At 66.2% G+C, this 10,366-nt stretch carries 11 protein-coding genes; 5 read left to right on the forward strand and 6 right to left on the reverse strand.

The annotated features are described in order from the left end of the window. Positions 1 to 164 precede the first annotated feature (164 nt). Positions 165 to 1,124: an L-malyl-CoA/beta-methylmalyl-CoA lyase gene (locus PSA7680_RS08875; protein WP_085868348.1), complete on the reverse strand. Its 960-nt coding sequence runs from the start codon at positions 1,122 to 1,124 to the stop codon at positions 165 to 167. 317 nt (positions 1,125 to 1,441) lie between these two features. Between PSA7680_RS08875 and dgcN the strand changes: the two genes are divergently transcribed. The 3 genes from dgcN (at position 1,442) to PSA7680_RS08890 (ending at position 4,525) form a co-directional block, all read left to right on the forward strand. Further along, on the forward strand, positions 1,442 to 2,443 hold the full coding sequence (gene dgcN, locus PSA7680_RS08880; RefSeq protein ID WP_085868349.1) for an N-acetyltransferase DgcN: 1,002 nt from the start codon (positions 1,442 to 1,444) through the stop codon (positions 2,441 to 2,443). Between the two features lie 104 nt (positions 2,444 to 2,547). Continuing rightward, entirely contained in the window at positions 2,548 to 3,513 is a 966-nt protein-coding gene (gene dgcA / locus PSA7680_RS08885; RefSeq protein ID WP_085868350.1) for an N-acetyl-D-Glu racemase DgcA, read from the forward strand. Between the two features lie 148 nt (positions 3,514 to 3,661). After that, positions 3,662 to 4,525 carry a D-amino-acid transaminase gene (locus PSA7680_RS08890; RefSeq protein WP_085868351.1) on the forward strand — a complete coding sequence of 288 codons (864 nt, stop codon included), beginning with the start codon at positions 3,662 to 3,664 and terminating at the stop codon, positions 4,523 to 4,525. Positions 4,526 to 4,603: 78 nt separating this feature from the next. On the opposite strand, the gene PSA7680_RS08895 is transcribed toward PSA7680_RS08890, so the two are convergent. The 5 genes from PSA7680_RS08895 to PSA7680_RS08915 form a co-directional block, all read right to left on the reverse strand. Then, a complete protein-coding gene (locus PSA7680_RS08895; protein ID WP_085868352.1) occupies positions 4,604 to 5,086 on the reverse strand; it encodes a GNAT family N-acetyltransferase in 483 nt (160 codons plus the stop codon). 117 nt (positions 5,087 to 5,203) lie between these two features. Continuing rightward, positions 5,204 to 6,076 (reverse strand): calcium-binding protein, encoded by an 873-nt coding sequence (locus PSA7680_RS08900; protein WP_085868353.1) that lies wholly within the window; start codon positions 6,074 to 6,076, stop codon positions 5,204 to 5,206. An 85-nt stretch (positions 6,077 to 6,161) separates the two neighbouring features. Continuing rightward, positions 6,162 to 6,986, reverse strand: coding sequence for a calcium-binding protein (locus PSA7680_RS08905; protein WP_176244105.1), 825 nt, complete (start codon positions 6,984 to 6,986; stop codon positions 6,162 to 6,164). A gap of 269 nt (positions 6,987 to 7,255) precedes the next feature. After that, positions 7,256 to 7,552: a DUF1244 domain-containing protein gene (locus PSA7680_RS08910; protein WP_085868355.1), complete on the reverse strand. Its 297-nt coding sequence runs from the start codon at positions 7,550 to 7,552 to the stop codon at positions 7,256 to 7,258. A gap of 4 nt (positions 7,553 to 7,556) precedes the next feature. Beyond that, complete coding sequence (locus PSA7680_RS08915) at positions 7,557 to 8,345, reverse strand: N-formylglutamate amidohydrolase (protein WP_085868356.1); 789 nt, start codon at positions 8,343 to 8,345, stop codon at positions 7,557 to 7,559. 135 nt (positions 8,346 to 8,480) lie between these two features. Here PSA7680_RS08915 and pyk point away from each other — a divergent pair, with 135 nt between their 5' ends. Together pyk and PSA7680_RS08925 are read left to right on the forward strand one after the other, a co-directional pair. Then, the gene (gene pyk / locus PSA7680_RS08920) at positions 8,481 to 9,938 is read left to right on the forward strand and encodes a pyruvate kinase (protein WP_085868357.1); all 1,458 of its coding nucleotides are present in this window, start codon (positions 8,481 to 8,483) and stop codon (positions 9,936 to 9,938) included. Between the two features lie 61 nt (positions 9,939 to 9,999). Beyond that, a complete protein-coding gene (locus PSA7680_RS08925; protein ID WP_245824542.1) occupies positions 10,000 to 10,242 on the forward strand; it encodes a hypothetical protein in 243 nt (80 codons plus the stop codon). Positions 10,243 to 10,366 lie beyond the last annotated feature (124 nt).

Genomic DNA, 10,366 nt, shown 5'->3' on the forward strand with positions numbered 1-10,366 from the left:
TGCCTGCTCCAGATGCCTTCAGGCGCCTATATGACCGCGCTCAGGGCGATTTGCAACGCCTTGACGCAAGGCCCGGCAGGCGGGCCCGACCGGCGGGTGCCGTTCGGGAAGGCCAAGGGGTGGCGGATGCGGGCGGCCGGGCCGCCCGCACGCCAGTACAGGACTCAGTGGCCGGCGATCAGTTCGGCCTGGGCCACGATCACTTCCGCCTGCTTGATGGAGGCGATGTCCACGAGGCGGCCCTTGTAGACGGTGGCCCCGGAGCCGGACGCCTTGGCCTCTTCCATCGCGGCGAGGATCTCGCGCGCTTCGGCCACGGCCTGTTCGGACGGGGTGAACACCTCGTTGGCCAGCGCGATCTGCTTGGGGTGGATGGCCCATTTGCCCACCATCCCCAGCGTGGCGGAGCGCCGGGCCTGGGCGATGTAGCCTTCGTCGTCGGAGAAATCGCCGAAGGGGCCGTCCACCGGCAGGATGCCGTGGGTGCGGCAGGCGGCCACGATGGCTGCCTGCGCCCAGTGCCACGGATCGGACCAGTGCTTCTGGCCTTCGTGCAGCATGTAGTAGTTTTCCTGCGTGCCGCCGATGCCGGTGGTCTGCATCCCCATGGACGCCGCGAAATCGGCCGCCCCGAGGCTCATGGCTTCAAGCCGGGGCGAGGCGGCGGCGATTTCCTCGACGTGGGAGATGCCGGCGGCGCTTTCGATGATCACCTCGAAGGCCACGCGCTTTTCGCGGCCCTTGGCGCGCTCGATGGCCGTCACCAGTGCATCCACGGCGTAGACATCCTCGGCGCAGCCCACCTTGGGGATCATGATCTGGTCCAGCCGCTCGCTGGCCTGCTCCAGCAGGTCCACCACGTCGCGATACCAGTAGGGCGTATCGAGGCTGTTGATCCGCACCGAAAGCGTCTTGGTGCCCCAGTCCACCGTGTTGATCGCCTCGATCACGTTGGCGCGGGCGATGTCCTTGTCGGACGGTGCCACGCTGTCTTCGAGGTCGAGATTGATCACATCCGCCGCCGAGGCCGCCATCTTGGCAAACAGCTTGGTGTTGGAGCCGGGCCCGAACAGCTGGCAGCGGTTGGGGCGCGCGGGCGGGGTGGGTTGCAGGCGGAAGCTCATGGCTGACCTCGCTTGGGCAATGAAGTTACATTCGCGGTTTCTGTTTTGGTAGAATATTGCGCCATCGCATTCAACGGGTTTTTCGCAGTTGCAGCATGAATCCTGCGCCGCAGAAACCACGCGGGACGTTCCGCCGCCTTATCCGCCTTGGGCGCGTTTTTATTCTGCCTATTTCTTCATCTTTCGAAGATCCTGCCACAATTAAGAGAATCCCCGCAATTTATTCGAGAAACCCCCGCGTCACGCCCCGCGATTGGGGCACACCTTTCGCGCCCCCGCCGCTATCGAGGCCTCAACACGATGCGAATGAGGCTGCCATGATCGAAACCCCCTACCTGCTGTTCCTCGGCGACGCGCCGGATCAACTCGCCGCCAAGGTTGCCATCGGCATCCGCGACTGGCGCCCGGAAAACGCCCTCGGCCAGATCCGCCTGCCCGGCTGCGGCGCCGATCTGGGCCTGACCGACATGACCCTCGCCGAGGCCAAGGCCGCCGGCGCGAAGACGCTCGTGATCGGCGTGGCCAACCGTGGCGGCGTCATCTCGCAGGCCTGGAAGAAAGTGCTGATCGAAGCGCTGGAAATGGGCTACGACATCGCCTCCGGCCTGCACAACCTGCTGCGCGACGAGGGCGATCTCGTGGCCGCGGCCCAGACCCACGGCGGCACCCTGCATGACGTGCGCGTGCCCACCGTCGGCTACCCGATCGCCAACGGCGTGAAACGCACCGGCAAGCGCTGCCTCGCCGTGGGCACCGATTGCTCCGTCGGCAAGATGTACACCGCCATGGCGATGGATGCCGAGATGCAGAAGCGCGGCATGAAATCCACCTTTCGCGCGACGGGCCAGACCGGCATCCTGATCACCGGCCACGGCGTGCCGCTGGATGCGGTGATCGCCGATTTCATGGCCGGCTCCATCGAATACCTGACGCCCGACAACGACGAAGACCACTGGGATCTGATCGAAGGCCAGGGCTCGCTGTTCCACGTCTCCTACTCCGGCGTGACGATGGCGCTGATCCACGGCGGCCAGCCCGATGCGCTGATCCTCTGCCACGAGCCGACCCGCACCCACATGCGCGGCCTGCCGGGCTACAGCCTGCCCAGCCTCGAAGACCTGCGCGACACCGCGCTGGCCATGGCCCGCGTCGCCAACCCGGCCTGTCAGGTCGTTGGGATCTCGGTGAACACCCAGCACCTGAACGAAGAAGACGCAAAGGCATACCTCGCGAAAGTCGAGGCACAAATGGGCCTGCCCACCGTCGATCCCTACCGGCATGGCGCCGGGCGCCTCGTGGACGCCCTCGCCGCGATCTAGGCCCCATTGCACCGCCGGGCGCGATCTGCTGTTTTCCGCTGCAAGGAACGGCCGGTCGCGCCCGCTTTCCTTTGCATCACCCTTCTGCGGAAAGGCCCCCTGCCATGAGCATCACCGTCACGCCGGACACCTTCAAACTGGCCGAGGCCTTCACCATCTCGCGCGGCTCGCGCACCGAGGCAAAGGTGCTCACCGTTTCCATCACCCGCGATGGCCAAACCGGCCGGGGCGAATGCGTGCCCTACGCGCGCTACGGTGAAACGCTTGAAAGCGTCACCGAGGAGATCCTCGCCCTGCCCGAAGACATCACCCGCGCCGCGCTGCAGGATGCCCTGCCCGCAGGTGCGGCCCGCAATGCCGTGGATTGCGCGCTCTGGGATCTGGAGGCCAAGCAGGCCGGAAAGCGCGCGTGGGAGCTGGCGGGCCTGCCTACGCCCGGCCCCGAGATCACGGCCTATACGCTCTCGCTCGACACGCCCGAGAAGATGCGCGCCTCGGCGGCCAAACACGCCTTTCGCCCGCTGCTGAAGATCAAGCTCGGCACGCCCGACGACATGCCCCGGCTGGAAGCGGTGCGGGCCGGCGCGCCCGACGCCCGCATCATCGTGGACGCCAACGAAGGCTGGTCCGCCGAGGTCTACGCCGATCTCGCGCCGCACCTCGTGCGCCTCGGCGTGGCGCTGGTGGAGCAGCCTCTGCCCGCCGGCGAGGATGAGGCGCTGATCGGCATGGAGCGCCCGGTGCCCGTCTGCGCCGACGAAAGCTGCCACGATCGCGCCTCGCTGCCCGCGCTGAAGGGCAAATACGATGTGATCAACATCAAGATCGACAAGACCGGCGGGCTGACCGAAGCGCTCGCCCTGCGCGATGCCGCCGTGGCCGAAGGCTACCGCATCATGGTCGGCTGCATGGTCGGCTCCTCGCTCGCCATGGCCCCGGCCACGCTGGTCGCACAGGGCGCGATGATCACGGATCTGGACGGCCCCCTGCTTTTGGCCGAAGACCGCCCCCACGCGCTGCAATTCGACTCCGCCGGCGTGCACCCGCCCGTGGCCGCGCTCTGGGGATAGGGCGCAAAAAGGGGCCGTCGCGGAGCGGGCGCACGCTGGCCCATCGCTTTCGCGGCGGGCCGGCAGCCTTCCCTGCGGCCAAGCGGCGGCTTGACGAGCACCGGACTTCCCCTCACAGACATCCCAACACGATCTTCAGGAGCCACAGATGACCCGCACCGTTTACGTGAATGGCGAATACCTGCCCGAAACCGAGGCCAAAGTGTCGATCTTCGACCGCGGCTTCCTGATGGCCGACGGCGTCTACGAGGTCACCAGCGTGCTGGACGGCAAGCTGATCGATTTCGACGGCCACGCAAAACGTCTGGAGCGTTCGCTCCGGGAGCTGGACATGGCGGCGCCGATCACCATGGAGGAACTGCTGGAAGTCCACCGTGAACTCGTGCGCCTGAACGGCATCGAGGAGGGCATGATCTACCTTCAGATCACCCGCGGCGCGCCGGAGGATCGCGATTTCGCCTTCCCCGATCCGGCCAAGGTGCCCTCCACCATCGTGCTCTTCACCCAGAACAAGCCGGGCCTCGCCAACTCCCCGGCGGCCGCGAAGGGGCTCAAGGTGATCTCCATCGAAGACATCCGCTGGGGCCGCCGCGACATCAAGACGGTGCAGCTGCTCTACCCCTCCATGGGCAAGATGATGGCCAAGAAGGCCGGCTGCGATGACGCCTGGATGGTGGAGGACGGCTTCGTCACCGAGGGCACGTCCAACAATGCCTACATCGTGAAGGACGGCAAGATCATCACCCGCCAGCTCTCCAACGACATCCTGCACGGCATCACCCGCGCCGCGGTGCTGAAATTCGCAGAGGAGGCGCAGATGGTGGTGGAAGAACGCCCCTTCACCATCGCCGAGGCCCAGGCGGCCGACGAGGCCTTCATCACCTCGGCCTCCACCTTCGTGATGCCGGTGGTGGAGATCGACGGCACGGCCCTCGGGGACGGCACGCCGGGCCCGGTCTCCAAGCGCCTGCGTGAGATCTACCTGGAGGAAAGCCGCAAGGCGGCGATCTGAGACCGGAAAGGCCGCGCCTCAAGAAACACGAAAGCCGCCCGAATGGGCGGCTTTTTCGATGCCGGGGCGCTGCCAACGTCAGGCCGCGCGCGCCATTTCGTTTGACAGATCGATGTAGGCCATCACGTCGCTGCCTTCGCGCTCGATATGGGCGCCGCGCTCCTGGCACATGTGCATGATCGCGGTATTGGCGGAAGAGAAATACAGGTCCGCGCTGGTGACGCCCATCTGCGCGCAAGCATCCAACCCGGCGGCGAAGAGCTGCCCGCCCAGCCCACGGCCCTGGAAGCGGTCCTCCATGGAGATGCCGATCTCGGCGTGGCCGTCCCGGCCCGTGTAGATTTCGAGGATGCCGGCCGTCTCTCCCTCCAGCGTGATCTCGATCACATGGTCGGGGGCGATGCGGTGCCCGATCTTTTCAAGGTAGGCGTCATCGGCGGCAGGGGTCAGGAAGCGCAGGCGGCGGGAGGCGTCCGACAGGGCCTTGTAATGGGCGATCAGCGCGTCCTGAAGCTCCGGCAGCCGGCCGAGGAGCGGATGGGGGCGAATGGTGGCGTTCATGGCGAGTCGTCCGCTGTTCCGATCTGCCTCCCTGAAGCGTCAGATAGGAAAATTCCAAAGCGGTTTGAAGCCGAAACGGCCGTAACGCTGCGTTGCGCTCACTGCATGCCTTACGGCTCAGCCGGCCGCGGGCGGCGCCACGAAGGAAAGCGTCACGTTGCTGGCCGACAGCCCGGTGGCGCCCTGCACCAGCGCAACCAGCGTGCCATCGAGGATCACCTCGGTATCTTCGCCGTTCTCGGCAGTGTTCAGCACCAGTTCGGCGTCGCTCGGAATCCCGAGATCCGTCTGGGCGAAAACCACCAGCGATTCCGTGGCGGGATCGAAGTCCGTGATGGTCACCGTGGCGTCGTCGAGTTCGTCGAAGAAGACGGCGAAATCATCCTCGCCCTCGCCGCCGCTCATGGTGTCTCCATCGTCCCCCTGGACGAGATCGTTGCCCTCGCCACCGTCGATCACGTCCGCGGAGTCGTCGTTCAGGTTGTCGAGGCTGTTGACGATATCGTCGCCCACACCGCCCGAAAGCTGGTTGGCGCCGATCCAGTCGTAGATCCGGTCGTCGCCTTCGCCGCCCTCGATCGTGTCGTCGCCTTCGTCCGCCGTCGTCGTGCCGGTCAGGTCATCGCCGGCGCCCAGGTCGATGGCGTCATCGCCGGAGCCGCCATAGACGATATCGCTGCCGTCGCCGGCCAGAATGGTGTCATCGCCGCCGCCGCCGAAGATCTCGTCGCTGCCTTCGCCGCCCTCGATCGAATCGTCGCCCTCCTGGCCGGAGAGGCGATCGTCACCGCCGAGCCCGTAGATCGCGTCATCCGCCGCCGTGCCGAACAGGACATCCGCAGCCTCGGTGCCCACGACCGCCCCTTCCGGAAATTCCGGCTCGGGCGTTTCGCCACCCTCTTCGCCCTCGGACACGTCTTCGTCCTGCCCGTCCATGAACAGAACGCTGAGGCAGAACAGCGCGAAGGGTGAAAAAATCATGTAGTCCATTGTCTGTCTCCCGCGCGGCCCGCAACCGCGAACCGACGCCCCCTTGCGTCCCTTGCATTATGCGCCCGGCTTGAAACGCCGGGTCTCAGACGGTCCCGAGGTCCTGAACGGACAGAACCAGATTGGCCTGCGTCATGGAGGTGGCGCCCGTGAGAACCGCAAGAACGGTATCTCCGAGAAGCACCTCCGTGTTTCCATCGCTTTCGCGCAGTTCGAGCGTGCTGGCCTCTTCGCTGCCCAGCGAGGAATCCAGCAGCACCACCACCTGCTCGGTGGCCACGTCGAAATCGGTGATCGTGGCGGCCTGCTCGTCTGCCTCGTCCACGATCACGGTGAACAGATCGGTGCCTTCCGCCCCGGTGGCGGTATCGCCGTCGTCCATGAAGATCTCGTCGTCACCCTTGCCGGCAAAGAGCGCGTCCGGCTCATCGGTGCCCGGCTGATCGTAGCCGCTGAGCACGTCATTGCCGGAGTCACCGTAGATCACGTTCTCGCCGCCGAAATCGAAGAGGATGTCATCGCCGCTGCCGCCGCGGATGAAATCGTCGCCGCTGTCGTCGTAGCCGTCCGCGGTGCGGGTGATGTCGTCGCCTCCGGCAAGGAAGATCCGGTCGTCGCCCGGGCCGCCGGTGGCGCCATCGTCGCCGCCATCGCCGAAGATGTCGTCATTGCCGGTGCCGCCGTCGATCTGGTCGGCGCCCGCGCCGCCGCGCAGGATGTCGTCCCCGCCGAGGCCGAGCAGCAGATCATCGCCACCTGCACCGTTCAGGAGATCGTCACCGCCGGTGCCCTGAACCGCATCGCCGCCTTCCGATCCCTCCACCTCGGAGGGGGCAGGATCGTCATCGTCGTCGGACTGGGCGATCAGCACACCCGTCAGCATGAGCGGAACAAGAAACAGCAACTCCAAAGCGGACACCCTTTAAAACTTGCCTCAAAAAAGGCAAAAACTGGGCAATTCATACCGCGTTAACACATTTCTGACAATCTTCAGCAGCCTTCAACACTCTGTTTCGCAGGGCAAAACAGTGGCGCCCCCGCCGGCAGGGGCGCTGGAAAGACCCTTGGGCAGGGCCAGGGAAAAGCGCGATGGAATGGGCCGAAAGGCCGCTCAAGGCGCCCTCCGCAGGCGCGCGATGTTCACCCGGCACACCCTGCGCCGCCTCGGCCCCGCGCGCTTCAGTGCCCGGCGCTGGATTTCTCGAAGGCCGCCTTCTGCGCCTCGGTGGCCTCGGTCTGATACTTCTCGCGCCACTCGGCGTAGGGCATGCCGTAGAAGGCCTCGCGCCCTTCTTCCTTGCTCATCTCGATGCCGCGTTCGTTGGCGGCCTCCTGATACCAGCGCGACAGGCAGTTCCGGCAGAAGCCGGCAAGGTTCATCATGTCGATGTTCTGCACGTCCGTGCGCTCGGCGAGGTGATCGCGCAGGCGGCGGAAGGCGGCGGCTTCCAGTTCGATGCGGGTCTGGTCGTCCATCTGGTCAGGCTCCTATCTCGACAGGGCGTTTGGCGGCGGCCTCCGGGCGGGCCAGCCCGGCGGCTTCGAGGGTGTCTTGCAGGATCGGCGCGAGGCGCTCGGCCCAGGCGCGCTGCTGCTCCGGCGTGCGGATCAGATCGTTGCGCAACTCGATCAGAACATGGGCCCGCCCGTGCTGCAATCCGTGCCGGTCCATCGCGTCGCCCTTCAGATGGCCCGAATAGGGCTCGTTGTCTCCCACGCAAAGATCGGGCTCCTGCATCAGACGCGCGATCAGCGGCAGGGCCAGACGGCCATCGCCCGGCGAATGGAGCACGCCGATGTGCCAGGGCCGCTCCGGCCGGCCGGCCAGACGGTTGGTGAAGCTGTGCACCGACAGGATCGCGCTGTGCTGCCGCGCGGTGAAGACCTTCTCCAGCGCGGCGTGGTAGGGCCGGTGGTAGGCGTTCAGCCGCCGCTCGCGCTCGGCCTCGTCGGCATGGCGGTTGGCCGGGATCACCGATCCGTCATAGAGCTTCATCAGCAGGGTCGGGTCATCCTCGCCGCGGTTGGGATCGATCACCAGCCGCGAGAAGTTGGACAGCACCGCCGTGGCATCCAGCAGATCGGCCAGGTGCCGCGTCACGCCGGCTGCGCCCACGTCGTAGGCGATGTGGCGCTCCATGTCGCTCTGCGGCAGGCCGAGATCACCGCCGTTGATCTCGGGGGGCACGCGGTTGCTTGCGTGGTCGCAGGTCAGCACCCAGGGGGAGGGCCTGTTTTCACCGATGATCTCGAAGGGGGCTTCCGTCATGAATTCGTCGCTGTTTCGTGTCAGCCCATGACATAGGCCAGCCCGTGCAAAAGCACCAGTTGTCAGTGGGCGACAATTCGGCCATACAGCACGCGGCCCACCGAAAAAATTGAATCGCACGAGGAACGAGGCAGCATGACACGCACTCGCAATGTAAAAATCGTGGCCACGCTGGGCCCGGCATCCGACGACTACAAGATGATCCGCGCGCTGCATGAAGCCGGCGCGGACGTGTTCCGGCTCAACATGAGCCACGGCGACCACGACGAGATCCGCCGCCGTCACGAGATCATCCGCAAGGTCGAGAAGGACATCGGCACGCCGATCGCCATCCTCGCCGACCTGCAGGGCCCCAAGCTGCGCGTCGGCAAGTTCGCCAACGACTCCGAAGAGCTCGAAGTGGGCGACAAGTTCCGCCTCGACCTCGACCCCGCCGAAGGCACCAAGGAACGCGTGCAACTGCCGCACAAGGAAATCTTCGCCGCGCTCGAGCCGGGCGCGAGCCTGCTGGTGAACGACGGCAAGATCCGCCTGAAGGTCGAGAAATGCGGCTCCGATTTCGCAGATTGCGTCGTCACCGTGGGCGGCACCATCTCCAACCGCAAGGGCGTGAACGTGCCCGACGTCGTGCTGCCGCTGGCCGCGCTCTCCGAGAAGGACCGCCGCGACCTGGAATTCGTCTGCGAGCTGGGCGTCGACTGGCTGGCGCTGAGCTTCGTGCAGCGCGCCGATGACGTGCGCGAGGCGCGCGATCTGGCCATGGGCCGCGCCGCGATCCTCTCCAAGATCGAGAAACCCGCTGCGGTGAAGGATTTCGACCGCATTCTCGAAGTCTCCGACGGCATCATGGTCGCCCGTGGCGATCTTGGCGTGGAACTGCCCGTGCAGAACGTGCCGCCGATCCAGAAGCGCCTGATCCGCAAGTGCCGCGCCGCCGCCAAGCCGGTGATCGTGGCCACCCAGATGCTGGAGAGCATGATCGAAAGCCCGATGCCCACCCGCGCCGAGGTCTCCGACGTGGCCACGGCGATCTATGAAGGCACCGATGCGATCATGCTCTCGGCCGAATCCGCCGCCGGCGCCTTCCCGATCGAAGCCGTGACCACGATGCACAACGTGGCCGTGGAAGTGGAAAGCGATCCGAACTACCGCAACGTGATCGACGCCTCCCGCACCGCGCTGGTGACGGACAACCGTTCCGGCATCGCCGACGGCATCGTCTCCGCCGCGCGCGAAATCGCGGAGACGGCCGACATCAAGGCGATCTGCTGCTACACCCAGTCCGGCACCACCGCCCTGCTGGTGGCCCGCGAGCGCCCCTCGGTGCCGATCATCGCCCTGGCCTCCGACATCCGCACCGCCCGCCAGCTTTCGCTGAGCTGGGGCACGCAATGCGCCGTCACCGGCCCCGTGGCCCGCTTCAAGATGGCCGTGGTGGGCGCGGTGCGCGCCGCCCGCGATCTGGGCCTCGCCGAGCCGACCGACAACATCGTCGTCACCGCCGGCGTGCCCTTCAACGTGCCCGGCACCACCAACATCCTGCGGGTCGCCCCCTGCGAGGAGCGGTTGATTTTCAGCTCCGAAGCGGAATAATGCCCTGAAGCCGGGGCCTTGGCGCCCCGGCACTTCGCCTCGCACCGCCGTTGGAGGGCGCATGGAGATGCTGGCCGCCATAGACCCCGACCTGCTTCTCGTCATCGGCGTGGTGCTCTTGGCCCTCGCCCTTCCGTCCGCGATCAACGCCTATTCCGAAGCCCGCGCGCCCCGGCTCTCCGCCGTGCTCGTGCTGGCCTCCGGCGTGGCCATCCTCTACGCGGTGTCGCTTCAGCCCGAGGGTTACGGCCTGCGGGACGTGCCCCTTTCCTTCGTCACGGTGATCGGCCGCATCCTGCACTAGGTCGTGAACTCATAAACGGGATTCCGTTTTTGGCGGTGTGATGATTCACTTTCGGAAACGGAGGTGAGCATGACGGGCAGACACGATGTGAGCGATGCGGAATGGGCGGTGATCTCGCCGCTGT

It is taken from the genome of Pseudoruegeria aquimaris (assembly GCF_900172235.1).
GTDB classification, from domain to species: domain Bacteria; phylum Pseudomonadota; class Alphaproteobacteria; order Rhodobacterales; family Rhodobacteraceae; genus Pseudoruegeria; species Pseudoruegeria aquimaris.